Annotated in this window: 12 protein-coding genes; 1 reads left to right on the top strand and 11 read right to left on the bottom strand. The window is 32.0% G+C overall.

Features of this window, described 5'->3' with window-relative positions; all coding sequences use genetic code 11:
- Positions 1-9: 9 nt before the first annotated feature.
- From V6137_RS02425 to secA, 3 genes are all read right to left on the bottom strand, one after another.
- Positions 10-2,040, bottom strand: coding sequence for a methyl-accepting chemotaxis protein (locus tag V6137_RS02425; protein ID WP_425446289.1), 2,031 nt, complete (start codon positions 2,038-2,040; stop codon positions 10-12).
- Between the two features lie 228 nt (positions 2,041-2,268).
- Positions 2,269-3,376 (bottom strand): peptide chain release factor 2 gene (gene prfB, locus V6137_RS02420; protein WP_425446288.1). Its coding sequence is split into 2 segments (ribosomal slippage): positions 2,269-3,300 and positions 3,302-3,376, totalling 1,107 coding nucleotides; the frame shifts between segments, so codons are not numbered across the junction.
- Positions 3,377-3,540: 164 nt separating this feature from the next.
- Positions 3,541-6,282, bottom strand: coding sequence for a preprotein translocase subunit SecA (secA, locus tag V6137_RS02415; RefSeq protein WP_425446287.1), 2,742 nt, complete (start codon positions 6,280-6,282; stop codon positions 3,541-3,543).
- A gap of 559 nt (positions 6,283-6,841) precedes the next feature.
- On the opposite strand from secA, the gene V6137_RS02410 reads away from it, so the two are divergent.
- Positions 6,842-7,435, top strand: coding sequence for a DUF5317 domain-containing protein (locus V6137_RS02410; RefSeq protein ID WP_425446286.1), 594 nt, complete (start codon positions 6,842-6,844; stop codon positions 7,433-7,435).
- 283 nt (positions 7,436-7,718) lie between these two features.
- Here V6137_RS02410 and hpf read toward each other — a convergent pair whose 3' ends face one another.
- From hpf to V6137_RS02370, 8 genes are all read right to left on the bottom strand, one after another.
- On the bottom strand, positions 7,719-8,246 hold the full coding sequence (gene hpf / locus V6137_RS02405) for a ribosome hibernation-promoting factor, HPF/YfiA family (protein WP_425446285.1): 528 nt from the start codon (positions 8,244-8,246) through the stop codon (positions 7,719-7,721).
- Positions 8,247-9,551: 1,305 nt separating this feature from the next.
- Positions 9,552-9,749: a YjfB family protein gene (locus V6137_RS02400; RefSeq protein WP_425446284.1), complete on the bottom strand. Its 198-nt coding sequence runs from the start codon at positions 9,747-9,749 to the stop codon at positions 9,552-9,554.
- Positions 9,750-9,943: 194 nt separating this feature from the next.
- Complete coding sequence (locus tag V6137_RS02395; RefSeq protein WP_425446283.1) at positions 9,944-10,420, bottom strand: flagellar protein FlgN; 477 nt, start codon at positions 10,418-10,420, stop codon at positions 9,944-9,946.
- Between the two features lie 4 nt (positions 10,421-10,424).
- On the bottom strand, positions 10,425-10,808 hold the full coding sequence (gene fliS, locus V6137_RS02390) for a flagellar export chaperone FliS (protein ID WP_425446282.1): 384 nt from the start codon (positions 10,806-10,808) through the stop codon (positions 10,425-10,427).
- Positions 10,809-10,829: 21 nt separating this feature from the next.
- Entirely contained in the window at positions 10,830-13,265 is a 2,436-nt protein-coding gene (fliD, locus tag V6137_RS02385) for a flagellar filament capping protein FliD (protein WP_425446281.1), read from the bottom strand.
- 12 nt (positions 13,266-13,277) lie between these two features.
- A complete protein-coding gene (locus tag V6137_RS02380) occupies positions 13,278-13,649 on the bottom strand; it encodes a flagellar protein FlaG (RefSeq protein WP_425446280.1) in 372 nt (123 codons plus the stop codon).
- Between the two features lie 413 nt (positions 13,650-14,062).
- Positions 14,063-14,878, bottom strand: coding sequence for a flagellin N-terminal helical domain-containing protein (locus tag V6137_RS02375; protein ID WP_425446279.1), 816 nt, complete (start codon positions 14,876-14,878; stop codon positions 14,063-14,065).
- Positions 14,879-15,280: 402 nt separating this feature from the next.
- Positions 15,281-16,059 (bottom strand): flagellin N-terminal helical domain-containing protein (locus tag V6137_RS02370; protein ID WP_425446278.1); only part of this gene is annotated, 779 nt, incomplete at its 5' end.

Raw genomic sequence — 16,059 nt, 5'->3', positions numbered from 1 at the left:
TCAATAGGTCTATATTTTAAACACATTTATTTTATCTTGTAAATCCTCTGCTATGTTTTTAAGACCTCTAGCCATATCTGCTAGTTCTTCCATTGTAGCTGATTGCTCATCTACAGTAGCTGATACCTCTTCTGTAGATGCCGATGCTTCCTCTGTTACCTTAGTTATCTCACCTATGGAAGAAGAAACATCTTCTCTATAAATATCGACTTCCTTTATATTATCTAAAGTAATATTTATTTTTTCTATAATTTTATTTAGATAATTTGTTGTTTTTACATATGTTTTTTCTAACTCTTTAGATATATGCCCTGTGTTATTTATTGAACTTTCAGTTTTTTTCATGTTATCAATTACCACATCCATCTCTCTTTGGATTTCCATAGTTATTGTTTCTATTTGGGAAGTTGAAGCTGATGTTTCCTCGGCAAGCTTTCTCACCTCTTCGGCAACAACTGCAAAACCATCTCCATATTCTCCTGCCCTTGCTGCTTCAATGGCTGCATTTAATGCAAGAAGGTTTGTTTGATCCGCTATTTCTTTTATCGTTGTTACAATTTGACTAATATTATTAGATTTTTTAGAAAGACTATCGATATTATTTCCCATTGTTGATATCATACTAATATTACTTCTAAAACTAGATGTTAATTCATTCATTTTTAACATAGACTTCTTATTTAGATTATTAGTTTCTTTTGCATATGTCCCCATGGTATTGGCATTCTGAACTAATTCTTTAGTCTTATTGTTCAAGTTCTCTAATTTTACAATACCATCCGATGAACCTTCCGCTTGATTAGAGGCTCCTATAGCTAAATCCTCCACTGCCTTTCCCACATCCTCTATTGATGATGCTGTTTCACTTGTGCTTTTTGATAAAGCATCAGAATTATTAAGGAGTTCCTTTGACCTATGATTAAAATCCTGTACCATTTTTCTTAAGTTAGATCTCATTTTTACTATTTCTTTAGCCATAACCCCTACCTCATCTGATTTTTTAAGTATGAATTCCAATGATTTATCATCGGTTAAATCGTGATTTGCAGTTTTTCTAACAAGGCTTAATAACTTATTTATGGGGTTTTTAATTGTTTTTCTAACAAATAAATATATCACAATTCCAATTAAAAGAAATAGACTAATAGATATAGCCGCCGTAAAAATTATAACCTTCCTTCTTATATCTTCTAAATGTTCCATGGACAACCCCACTTTAACTGCACCTATAATATTGCCATCATTGTCTTTGTATGGTACAACTAAATCATAGACTCTAAAATCATAGTCAGGGTTGTTTTCCTTAATAAAGTGCTTTTTCCCAGTATCTATCACTTCTTTTATATAATCATTTTTTATGATACTTCCCACTTTATTTTCATCACTATGATATAAAATATTTCCCTTAACATCTATAAAAGCAGTATAAACTATTCCTTCAGACTTTGCAGCCCTTTTTATTCCATTTTCAAAGTTTATGCCCCTCTTAATCTCATTTACAGTATCCGCCAGTAAACCTATTTGTATTGCTCCATCACCTAACTTCATTCCAATATATTTATAAAATTTGCCATCCACATCACTTTTTCTAATATCTTCTATAATACGTTGTTTTTCCCCTTTAAATATAGGAGCCATGGGATGATCTTCCCTATATTTATAACCTACATTATCGGATAAATTTGATGATACAATGGTTTTATTTTTATCTACTATATTAATTTCTGCTATATTTGTATTATTTGATAATTCCAATAGTTTTTCATTATTAATCCCATCCATAAGACCTATCATGTTGGCCATATTGATCATATATTGATTTAATAAATTTTCTACCTTATCCCCCATTACCTTATTACTTTGAAGCTGAGTAACTATTCTATTAATAGTTCCATTTCCAGAAAAATCAATTTGACTCTCCAGTGAACCTGAAATAACTCTAATAGTAAAAAAAGAAACACTCGACATTAAAATAAATAGACATACAATGGTTAAAATTACTATTTTAGCTGATAAACTTCTAAATTTTATCCTACTCATAACCCCATCCCCTTTTGGAATTTTAATTTTAATATATATTTCTACATAAATCTTTAAATTCCTCTTTTTTTTGATATCAATGGGATTAATTGGGGATTATTTTATATAAAGAATAAATATGGTTATTTTAATCCCTATGGTGGTGAAATTTCATTATAAACAAAACAAAGTGGCCCTAGCCACTTTGCACATTATCTATTCTTTATTTTTAAATTTCTTCTTTCTTCTTTACCCATTCTTCTTTAACTTAAGGTATCCATTTATAAACATATCAATATCTCCATCCATAACCGCTGAGGTATTTCCTGTCTCAACATTAGTTCTATGGTCTTTAACCATGTTATATGGATGGAATACATAAGACCTAATTTGTGAGCCCCATGATATTTGATTATACTCTCCCTGTAAGTCTTCAATTTTTTCTTTTTGTTCCATCTCTTTTGCTTCTATTAGTCTTGACTTTAGCATCTTCATTGCCGTTGCCTTATTACTATGCTGGGATCTTTCATTTTGGCATTGAACAACTATTCCAGTGGGTATATGGGTTATCCTAATGGCAGAATCTGTTGTATTTACATGCTGTCCTCCAGCTCCTCCTGCCCTAAAGGTATCTATCTTTAAATCCTTTTCATCTATATCTATCTCTATATCATCATCAAGTTCTGGAAAAATATCCACAGATGCAAAGGATGTATGACGTCTCCCTGAAGAGTCAAATGGAGATATCCTAACTAGACGATGTACACCCTTTTCGGATTTGAGATAGCCATATACATTTATCCCCTTTATTAATAAAGTTACACTCTTAATACCTCCCTCGGTATCGGGAAGTATATCTAGAGTTTCCACTGTATATTCCTTTGATTCAGCCCATCTTTTATACATCCTAAGTAACATCTCAGCCCAATCCTGAGCTTCTAGACCACCGGCTCCTGAATGTATAGACAATATGGCATTATTATCATCATACTCCCCATTTAATAGGGTGTTTATCCTCAAGTCATCTATTTCTTCTGTTATATTTCCTATATTCTCATCTATCTCCGATTTTAAAGAATTGTCCCCTTCTTCATATGCAAGCTCCAATAAAACCTCGACCTCTTCTATATCCTTTAATATATTTTCATATTCATTTATCTTATCCTTTAAAGCCTTAGACTCCTTAACAACTTTTTGGGCAGTATCATTATCATCCCAAAATCCAGGTTCAATCATCTTTTGGTCAAGTTCTTCTACCCTATTTTTAAGCCTAGGTAAGTCAAAGAGACACACCTACCTCGTTTATTTCCTCTTTTAATGTATTTATTTTATCCTTATAACTTTCAAATTCTAGCAATATATCAGTCCTTCCCTTCTGTTTAGAGAATAGATAATAAATAATAGAGAATAGATATGGTACAAAGTGGCCTAGGCCACTTTGCTTTTATTATAATTTATAGCTTCGACTTCAGTCGAAGGTTTCAATATCTATTCTTCATTCTCTATTCTTTATTCTTTAATTTAAGCGTTTTTCCCACAACATTTCTTATACTTCTTACCACTACCACAAGGGCATGGTTCATTTCTTCCTATTTTCTTTCCCTTTACAACTGTTTTTTGTTTTTTAGGTTCACTACTTCCATGGCTTGCTCCTGTTATATTGGCAACCCTTTTTCTTTCAACCTTTTCTTCAACTTCAAAATTAAATAGGTATCTAATGGTATCTTCCCTTATATTTTTAATCATCTCTTCAAACATATCAAAACCTTCAACCTGATATGCCCTAACTGGGTCCTGTTGGCCCATAGCTCTAAGACCTATACCCTGCTTAAGTTGATCCATAGCATCAATATGATCCATCCATTTTTTATCAACAACTTTAAGAAGCATAACCCTCTCTATTTCTCTCATCTTTTCTTCTGATACTTCATTTTCCTTAGCTTCATATAGTTTCTTTGCCTCATCATATATATAATCTTTTAAAGATTCCTTTGTGAAGTCCTCCACATTATCAAACCTTAAGGTATCCTCTGGTATACATATATCCACAAGGTAATTTTCAAGACCTATAAAGTCCCACTCCTCTGGATATTTTCCATCAGCTGTATATATACCTATGGCATCATCTATAGTATCACTTACCATAGTTAATATATGATCCTTAAGGTTTTCACCCTCTAATACCTTTCTTCTCTCTTCATATATTACTTCTCTTTGTTTATTCATTACATCATCATATTGAAGAACGTGTTTTCTAATATTAAAGTTTCTACCCTCAACTTTTCTTTGGGCATTTTCTATGGATTTAGACAAGATATTATGTTCTAACGGTTCATCATCGGGCATACCTAACTTATCAACCATATCCTTAATTCTTTCACTACCGAATAGTCTCATTAAATCATCTTCAAGGGAAATAAAGAACCTAGATGAACCAGGGTCTCCCTGACGACCGGAACGTCCCCTTAACTGATTATCTATTCTTCTTGATTCATGGCGTTCTGTACCTATTATGTGAAGACCACCGGCTTCTAATACCTTCTTATGTTCCTCTTTAGTTTCTTCCTTTGCCTTTTCTAGAAGCTTTCTATACTTTTCCCTAGCTTCTATTATCTCCTTGTTATCTGTCTGTCCAAAACCATCCACATAGGCAATAATCTCATCACTATATCCCTTTTTAGTCATTTCACTTTTAGCTATAAATTCAGGATTACCTCCTAATACAATATCGGTACCACGACCTGCCATATTTGTAGCTATGGTTACTCCCTTATATCTACCAGCTTGGGCAACAATCTCAGCCTCTTTCTCATGGTGTTTTGCGTTTAATACCTGATGTTTTACCCCTTGTTTTTTAAGTAGTTTACTTAAGACCTCTGATCTCTCTATTGATATGGTACCAACAAGCACCGGCTGACCCTTTTCATATTTTTCCTTTATCTCTTCCACAACTGCATTAAACTTACCAGTTAAGTTTTTATATACAACATCGGGATTGTCTTCCCTAATAACAGGTTTATTTGTAGGTATCTCTATTACATCTACCCCATATATTTCCCTAAACTCTTCTTCCTCTGTTTTAGCAGTACCTGTCATTCCAGATAGTTTATCATACATTCTAAAGTAATTTTGGAATGTTATAGTTGCAAGGGTTTTCGATTCCCTTCTTACATCTAAACCTTCTTTAGCCTCTATGGCTTGATGTAATCCATCACTATATCGTCTACCAAACATAAGACGGCCTGTAAACTCATCAACTATTACAACCTCGCCCTCTTTAACAACATAATCGGTGTCCTTTTTCATAAGGTTTCTAGCCTTTAGGGCTTGGTTTATATGATGGGTTATTTCCATGTTTTCTGCATCGGCTAAGTTTTCCAGTCCAAAGAACTTCTCTGCCTTTGCCACACCCTTTTCAGCCAATGTAACATTTTTAGCCTTTTCATCTATAACAAAATCAACCTTTTCCTCTACATACTCTCTATTAAACTTATCTGTTTTTTCATTGGGGTCTAATTTTCTTCCTGTTAAAGTTTTAGCAAAATTATCTGCAGCAAAATATAAATGGGTTGATTTATCCCCACTTCCTGATATTATAAGGGGAGTTCTAGCCTCATCTATTAAAATACTGTCAACCTCATCTATTATACAGTAATTTAGATGTCTCTGAACCATTTCATCCTTATATATAACCATATTATCCCTTAGATAGTCAAAACCAAACTCATTGTTTGTACCATAGGTTATATCACAGTTATATGCAGCTTTTCTCTCCTTACTGGTCATACCATGTAATATACAACCAACTGTTAATCCTAAGTACTCATATAGTTTACCCATCCAGTTTTTATCCCTTTCAGCAAGGTAATCATTTACTGTTATAACATGGGCACCCTTACCACTTAGGGCATTTAAATAAACCGGCAATGTAGCAACCAATGTCTTACCTTCACCGGTTTTCATCTCTGCTATTCTACCTTGATGAAGTACAACTCCACCTATTAACTGAACCCTATAATGCTTCATACCCAACACTCTAACCGCAGCTTCCCTAACCACAGCAAATGCCTCAGGTAATATATCATCCAGTGTTTCTCCATTTTTTAATCTATCTTTAAATTCATCTGTCTTTCCCTTTAACTGATCATCCGTTAGTTTCTCCATATCATCTTCTAATGCTTCTATTTTATCCACGATAGGATCAAGTCTCTTTATCTCCCTATCACTATATGAACCAAATATTTTCTCAAAGAATTTTTTCATACTTTCATCCCTTTCAATATGGTATATCCTATCATACTATTTTATCACTAATATTTGTAAGAAACAAGAAGGGAAACTTTCTTTAAAGAATAGATAATAAAGAATAAAGAATAGATATGGTTATTTTACTCCCTAGGGTCGTAAAATTTCATTATATAGGTACAGGAGTAGCATCGAATTCATTTGACGTTTTCCTTATTTATTATTTAATAAAACCGTAGGATCTAAGCATGCCTAGACCGATTTTAATGCCTTAAATTTCTAGCTACCCAGCACCTTATCCTCATATTAAATTCTATGACTTTCCACGGACAGGGCATGCCCTGTCCCTACATTTCTCATTTAATCTCTTAAGCCCCTGTACTATGTAATTTTGCGACCAACGGGAGCAAAATCACCTTATCTATTCTTTATTCTCTATTCTTTATTCTCTATTCTTTATTCTCTATTCTTTATTCTCTATTCTTTATTCTCTATTCTTTATTCTTTAATATAAAAGGATTTTACAAACTATTCTAGAAACTATATAAATAACAGAAAATAAACGGGGGGAATGAAGATGCTTGTAGAAATTTTTATATTGGCAATTTTATTTGGAATTATTAGAGGAGGGAAAATATCAAGATTTTCCTATTTATCCTTTAAAAAAGCTTCGCCCTTTATATTAGCACTTGTAGTACAAGTGGCAATAGTTTTATTTGGGCTTAATGGAAGTGGGTTTATTCTAGATTATATAAAAGAATTATATATCGGTTCATATATATTATTCTTAATCGGCTTCATTATCAATATAAACTTTAGGGAACTCTGGATAGTTATGATAGGTGTTATAATGAACTTTATACCATTTGTAGCCAACGGCTTTAAAATGCCCATCTCCACAGAGGGTATGAACTTAGCCGGATTTACTGAAACAGCTAATTTGGTTAACGAAGGAAAAGTAGCCCTTTATAAACCTCTTACAGATGCTACAAAATATAACCTCCTATCAAAAACCATAGTAGTCCCCGAAATGTACATAAATCCTCAAGTATTAACAGTGGGAGATTTAATAATAGCCCTAGGACTATTTGCCATGATACAAAGTATAATGTTAGGTAGTAGTGGTAAGAAAGGGAAAGTGGTTAGATTTAATTACGACAGCAGAATTTAAAAAGGGGTGGCCAAAATACAAGGCCACCCCTTTTTAAATTCTGAATTATAAATTGTAAATTATAAATTATTATCAATGCAATATTTATAGTGATCAGGTAATCTTAGGCTCTAAAGTTATTTTTGTACCGTAGGGACAGGACATGCCCTGTCCAATGAAACCTAAACAAATCAACTTTAAAACAAAAACCAACTAACATCCAAAAAACTTCGCATCCACACCAATTTATAATTTAAAATTTACAATTTATAATTCTAAAAAAAGCGGCCAAAGCCGCTTTTTTTTAGATCATTGGTTCTATCAATCCATAATTTCCATCTTTTCTTTTATAAACAACATTTACTTCATCTGTATCTGCATTTCTAAATACGAAGAAGCTATGTCTTAATAACTCCATTTGAAGTACTGCTTCCTCTTCATCCATAGGTTTCATAGCAAACCTTTTGGTTTTCACTATTTTAGGTTCATTATCTTCCTTTGGATATTGGGGTATATTTTCAAATCTTATTGTATCTCCATTTCTATGTCTCTTTTGAAGTTTAGTCTTATGCTTTCTAACTTGTCTTTCCAAAATATCAACCACTTTATCTATAGAAGCGTACATATCATCTGTATATTCTTCAGCCCTTAGTATAGTACCTGAAAAAGGAATTGTAACTTCAGCTATATGTCTGTCCTTCTCTACACTTAACGTTGTATTTACTTCAACATCTTGATTAAAATATTTATCAAGCTTAGTTAACTTCTTTTCAGCTGCATTCCTTAAACCATCTGTTACTTGCATATTTTTTCCACTGATTATTAATTTCATAAATGACAACTCCCTTCAGAATGATAAAGTTTTTTAAAAAACCTTTATACTAATTATATTCTATATATCTTTTATTTTTCCTCTAAATATTCAAAATATTTTGGTAGTTTTTTAAGTTAACTTCATCATATTTATGTAAAACTATTGTTAATTATAATTTACCCAATTTTTTTGTTATGTAACATGATTTTTTGTTTTTTTGATTTTTTGTTGGAAAAAGAGAGATTTCAGTTAATAGTGAATAGTGGAAGGTTATTTTACTCCCTACGGTCGTAAAATTTCAATTTGATACGGGGTAAATAAATTTAATTTTGATTTAAAGTTTTATTTTTTAAAGGAAATATTATAAGCCCATCTTTAAGCCTAAACTATATCTCCCACCAAAAACCCTTTACCCACCAACGACTATTAACTATTAACTGTTAACTATTAACTATAATCCAAACTCCGTTGCTGGAGGATTCGTAATCCCATAGTTCATAGTCATATTCATAATAATGTATAAATATTTATGAACTTATCCACAAACGTGCTGTTATGTTTTTGTGGATAAATAATGACTATTTCTGTGGATAATGTGAATAACTTTGTGGAAAACTGTTAGTTACCATTTTTTACACTGTGGAAAACCTGTTAATCTCCAGTGGATATGTGTTGATTTTACATTCCTCTATCAATTTTGCTAATATACAAAGTTTTTTTACTATTATAGTTATACGTTTTGTTGTGGATAATATTTTAGTTATACACAAGATATGCGAAGCGACACTTCGAATTTTAAATTATAAATTTTAAATTTTAAATTATTGTTGAGTTTTAGTTTTTGTAGATACAACCCCGTTGTTGGGGGATTCCCGATCCCACAACCTATAAACTCAAAGTTAACAAATAAACCCAAAGTCTATTAATATCCCCGGTATAGGGCCTGGGGGATTACGAATCCCCCAGGAACTCAAGTCCCCGGGGATTTCTATCTGTTCACCGTTGTTGATGAATTATCAATCCCCCTTGAACCTGCGTAATCAAACACTAACCCAAACTTCCCCGTTGTTGGGGGATTCGCAATCCCACAACCCATAAACTCAAAGTTAACAAATAAACCCAAAGTCTATTAATATCCCCGGTATATGGCCTGGGGGATTACGAATCCCCCAGGAACCCAAGTCCACGGGGATTTCTATCTGTTCACCGTTGTTGAAGGATTATCAATCCCCATGGAAACCTACCAAAACAAAAAAACAAAGTGGCCTAAGCCACTTTGCACCTTATCTATTCTTTATTCTATATTATTTATTCTTTTCACTTCTAAACTTTAATATCAACATTCCCACCTTTATGGGGCTCCACCGCCCTTTGTAAAGCCTTAGGATTACTCTCCTCCATATCTTTAAGTAGGTTTCCAACAGATTGAGCATCTTGATTCATAGCTTTCCTCATAGTAGCCATACCCAAAGCCTGTCTCAAACTATAAAGCGACTGAGCACCTATAGAACCAATATTCATGTCATCACCCCCTTGCCGAAGCATGGCTTCGGAATTTTAAATTGTAAATTATAAATTTTAGATTATTGACGTAGGGACAAGGGCATGCCCTGTCCAAACTAGCCTAAATAATTTTCATTTAAAACCCTATTATCCATAAACCACCCAAAACACCCTTTAATCCAAAGACTATTAACTATTATCTATTAACTGAATTACTTATTTTTATCAATAAAATATCCATAATTCTGCTCTGACTTTTTATAATAACCGGAAGTTATCTTCTTTCCATGTCTAACACTTTTAACCTTAGCCTTAACTTTATCTAAGTTTTCCTTCATAATATCCTTATTCTTAGCTTCAATCTTCTTTATATCATTTAATAACTCATATACCTTTTTAGTTTCTTCCTTTAACTCTAATAAAACATCTCTATCCACATCTATCTCTGATATTTCCTTTATATTATATTTCTTTTTAATCCCATCAAACTGCTTACTAAAACCTTTATCTATTCTATCAACTCTATCTATAACTCTTTGTTTTTTCTCTATTACATTTTGAAGCTTGTTCATATCTTCAGACTCTATAAACTTTGTTTGTCTATTTGTAAAATCAACTATTTCATTAAGTAATTTCCCCTTTTCTCTAACAAGAAAAGTAAGAGCTTTCACCTCTTCTTTTTTATCCATAATCTTAAGCCTGCCCTTTCTTTACCTTTTCCATAGCCTGTTTCCAAGTATCCCTAAGTTCTTCTATCATACTATATATTTCTTCGACTTTTTCTTTATCCTTTTCCATATCAGCTTCACCTAGTCTATAATTCATGTACTCATATAAACTAAATAAATTCTTACCAACTTCATAGTTTTGATCTACTGTTGACATAAACTCCACAAGTATATCTTGAGTTCTAACTATAGAATTATGTGACTTCTCAATCTTTTTTTCATCTATAAATAACATAGCCTGTTTTAAAAACTTTAATGCTCCATTATATAACATAAGGGTTAACTCCTGAGGAGAAGCCGTCATTACCGAGTTCTGTTTATACTGTGAATAAGGATTTTTCATTGCCATTATATTACCTCCTATATATTATTACATTCCACCCATTTGACCCATAAGCCAAGAAGATTGTGACTGCATTCGCTGTAAAGCCTGCTCCATCTTTGCAAATTTATTATAATAGTACGTCTCTGTATCATTTAATTCATCTAGAAGTTCATCTATTCTGTCATCATAGTCATCTATTCTACCAGTCAAAGTATTTTTTATATCAGTAATATCATTTTCTATACCCGCTTTTTCTATTAGTAAACCTTTTTTACCGTTTTCATTTCTAGTTGTTCTAATATTATTTTGTATAATATCATATAATTTAAGTCCTAAACCTTTTTCATTATCACCTAACTCATTTCCTGAACTATCCTCTGACTTAGTAAATAGCTCTGTTATTTCATTAGGATTACTTTTTATGGCTTCAGTTAATTTCTCTTCATCTATGACTAGTTTTCCTTTTTCTCTCCAAGAAGAACTGGTTTTTATACCTATATCAAACAATCTTATTCCTACATCTTCAACTCCACTATAAAGAGCGGTTCTCATATCTCTAGTTATTCCTTCTAAGATAGAATCACTTCTTAATATACCGCTTTTAGCTTTTTCCTCCCAAAGCTCAACATCTTCTTCTGTCATAGCTTCTTTTTGTTCCTTAGTCAATGGTTTATAATCATAATATCGTTTTTCAGAAGTCTTATTACTTATATCATCTATAATCTCATTATATTTTTCAACAAAGTTTTTTATCTTATCTACCAATTCTTCGGGATTAGAATTTATATTTATTTTAATATCATCAGTCCCTGTATAATCAGAGTTAAGAGTATAATTCACACCATCAACTTCAAACTCATTTGTACTTCTAGTAGTATTGACCCCATCTAATATAAACTTAGCATCACTTCCTTGCGTTATGTTTGAATCTGCTATTCCATCACCATTACTATCTGTAGTCTTATCTAACTTAAAAGTATTCTCTAGTAAAGTCCCTGAATAATCTATACGATTAGCATACCCTTCATCCTTCGACTGAAGTACAAATTTATCCTTTACGCTATTGTAGCTTAAAGATACCCCTATATCAGCAGAATTAACTTGTGAAATTACTGAAGAATAGGTATCTGTAGAATTATAACTAAAATTTTTGCCGTTAATTGTAAAAGAACCGCTTGTTCCTATTTCTTGACCCACATCAAAGGTGGATTTATCTCCTGATGTAAAACCCAAGTCATCTACTATGGAAGTCTGACTATTTGATACTTTTACATTATTTCCACCTGTATTGAATATTATATTTCCTGAACCATCATTTGCAGCAGTGACTCCAGAAGCACTTAGCTCATTATTTATATCAGTGATTAAGTTATCTACACTGGAATAATCCTTTGTTAAATCTATCAAATTATCACTTCCATTTACAGATATAACAAATTCTTTTCCTGTTTCATCTAAACTTAAGTTAACTCCACCTTCTAGTTTATTTATTTTACTGCTATCACTAATTCCTAAGGCCGGCAAAACATTATCCACATCTGATGATTTAAAAGTTATTTCATCAGAAGTATTATTGGATATAAACTTTAATTTATCTCCATCATTGGATACAGTTATGCTCCCAGCTCCTATAGGACTACTATCTATACTAGTTTGTAGTTGAGAAACAAATTCACCTATATTATTTGCATTATTTATGTTTACATTCACCACTTCGGTGGTTCCATTTATATCAATATTAATTCTGCCTATTGCTGTGATAGGAGATGTGAAATCAAGTTCATTTCCAGTTATAGCATTGGTTTGACCATTACTAAAACCTAAATCACTTACATAAGTATGTTTTGAATTAAATATTTCAATCTTATTCCCAGTAGAATCAAAGTTAAGTCCATCTCCAGAAGTATTTAGCGACACAACATTATCAATACCAAACTTTTCCTTTATTATAGTGTTTAATCCATCTCTTAATCCAGTAGCACTTGCATAATCTTTATCCAAAGTAATAGTTTTTCTTGCACCATCTATACTTATATCAAAAGATTTTCCTTTTTTAAGATTACTAAAATCTGTTATAGTATTCCCCTCTAATCCACCTGATACCGTAGCCGCACTTTCCCAAATATCTTTCTTTGCTAATGTTATATCAGATAGCGTATGACTACCAGCTGTTGCTCCGGAATTGGCTTCTACACTTACAATACTTGTCTCCACACCGTTAACTTTAGCATCAGATTCAAACGCCGAAAACATAGCTGGAGATCTAAAGTTAGTATCAGGCTTTAGTACATCAAAATATTCATCTTTAAGACCTCTTAAAAGATTACTTATATTTCTATATTCTTCTTGCTGCCACATTACAAGCTGTCTCTGTTGTTTAACTTTATCAACTTTCATATTTTCAGCTTTCATAAGTTGTTTTATCATGGTTTCTGTATCCATACCAGATACCATCCCAGTTATACGTAACATGTTATTCATAATATCACCCCTCTATACTTTTTCATCTACAAGTATTCCTACTTGTTCCATTAAATTAGCTATCATATCAATTATTTTTTTCGGTGGAATTTCTTTTATAACTTCTTTCGTTTCAGTATCTATTATTTTCATCATTATGTCATGGGTCTTTTTATGAACACTAAGACGAACCTCTTTATTAACACCTAGTAACTTCTTATTAGCTTCTTCTTCTGCTTTTTTAAGGAGCTTTTCACTGACGTCTAATTGATAATCACGCTTATTTGCTAACCCTCTAATATCCTTTTCTTCTATGTGTTTCTTTTCTATATGGCTTGTCCCTTCAAGTTGATTACTACTTGCTATTTTAGTGTTACTATCACTAGCAACCCCCTCTATCTTCATATTGATTTTCCCCTTTCATATGTTCTGTTACTATATATATCGGTAAGTTTTATTTTATTTTTAGATAAAAATATTTATATATAACAAAACTTAATAATTTTTTCATTTTAAAAAATATAAAACCATATCTATATATAATAAAATCTCAAAATGCTGTATAAATTATAAATTATTAACTATTTTGTATAAAATTATAAATATTGTGGTAAGTTACAGAACTTGATTGTCAAGTTTGTTATGGTTTTATGACACTAAAACCTTATACTGGTATTCCTATTATATACTATTTTACAATAGCTACTATTTTTTTCTATTCCAAAAGTAAAACTTTCCTATTAAACAAAAAAGCTGAGGAATTATAAATCCCCCAGCAACAACCTAGTACTAATTCACCAGTAATAAAACAAAGTTGCCTAAGTAACCAAAAGCTGCAAAACAACCTGGGGCTGCTGCATAGCTTGTAGTATCATAGCCTGAGCAACTTGCTGTAAAATACTCCTTCTGACATACTCCATCATAGCCTTCGCCATGTCCGCATCTCTAATCTTAGACTCTGCAGTTTGTAAGTTTAATGAAGCATTTTCTAAATTATTTATAGTATACTCTAACCTATTTTGTTTAGCCCCTAACATACTCCTAAATGATGATACCTTTTTTATAGCATTGTCACTTAACTCTATAGCATCGGATGCATCTTCTTCAGACATCACAGATATATCTTTAATTCCCAAAGCATCTTTTCCCATATCCCTCATTTGCAAATTGGTACTTTGCCCACTATTAGCTCCTATCTGAAAGTGAAAGTTCTTTTCCTCTGAGCTTATTAACTTTTGTCCATTAAACTCTGTATAACTAGAAATATCGTCTATTCCTTCAACCAACTCATCTATTTCCATTTGAATCTTTTTTCTATCACCATCAGTATAGGTTCCATTAGTAGCCTGTACTGATAGTTCTCTTATTCTTTGAAGCATAGCATGGGTTTCATTTAATGCTCCTTCAGCCGTTTGTATCAAAGAAATAGAATCCCTAGTATTTCTAGCAGCTTGGTTAAGGCCTCTAATTTGAGCCCTCATCCTTTCACTAATTCCCAATCCTGCAGGATCATCAGCAGCACTATTTATTCTTCTTCCAGTAATCAATTGCACCATAGCTTTATTAAGCATTATATTATTATACTTTAAATTTCTATAGGCATTTAAGGCCATTATATTATGACCTATTTTCACACCATCACCCTCTTATTATTATATAGTAGTAAAGCATTTATCCACTTACAATTTTAGTTGCAATATTTTAATATTTATATATCTAATTCTGTATCTTGGTATCGACTATTTATACCCCTTTCTTTAACGACTTTTTATTTTATTTTTGATAAATTTCTATCTTAAAGAAAATACTATACATTGGAATACCCACTTAACATATACTCTAGTTAAATTTATTATTGTTCTTTTTTACTTATCATTTTTTAATATATAGGATTTACTTTTAGTATAAATACATTATTACTTATTAAACAATTTACTTTACAACTAATTTAAAATATTAAAATCCCCACGTTTCTAACCGTGGGGATTTTTAATATTTTAAGTAGATACATCTCATCTACTCTTTTAAAGTCTTAATTATCTTAATAGCTGAAGTACGCCCTGTGGTGCTTGATTTGCTTGAGCTAGCATTGATTGAGCAGCTTGCTTCAAGATATTGTTTTTAGAGTATTCCATCATTTCCTTAGCCATGTCTACGTCTCTGATTCTTGATTCAGCTGCTTGTAAGTTTTCAGATGATGTATCTAAGTTCTTTATAGTATGCTCTAATCTGTTTTGGTATGCACCAAGCTTTGATCTTTCAGTTGATACTGTAGTTATAGCAGTATTTATTGTTGATATTGCTGCTGTTGCATCAGAAGCATTGCCTAGATCTCCATTTACACTTTTTACACCTAAAGCTGACGCATCCATTGCATCTATAGTTAAATCGATTTGTTGTCCATTATTAGCTCCTATTTGGAATTTTTTACTTGCGAAACTTCCATTTAAAAGCTTTTGAGTATTAAACTCTGTTTGAGATGAAATTCTGTTTATTTCACTCTCAAGTTGTTTTACTTCATCTGCTATAGCTGTTCTATCAGCAGTTACATTAGTATCATTTGATGCCTGTACTGCTAATTCTCTCATTCTTTGAAGTATAGCGTGAGTTTCATTCATAGCACCTTCAGCTGTTTGAATTAAAGAAATACTATCTTGAGCATTTCTACTAGCTTGATTAAGACCTCTGATTTGACCTCTCATTTTTTCTGATATAGCTAGTCCTGCTGCATCGTCTCCAGCTCTATTTATTCTTTGTCCTGAAGATAATTTTTCTAAAGATTTTCCTTGATTTGTGTTGTTGATTCCTAATTGTC

This window comes from Dethiothermospora halolimnae (assembly GCF_037577855.1).
GTDB classification, from domain to species: domain Bacteria; phylum Bacillota; class Clostridia; order Tissierellales; family VENL01; genus Dethiothermospora; species Dethiothermospora halolimnae.
This window is presented reverse-complemented; position numbering and strand designations above follow the sequence as displayed.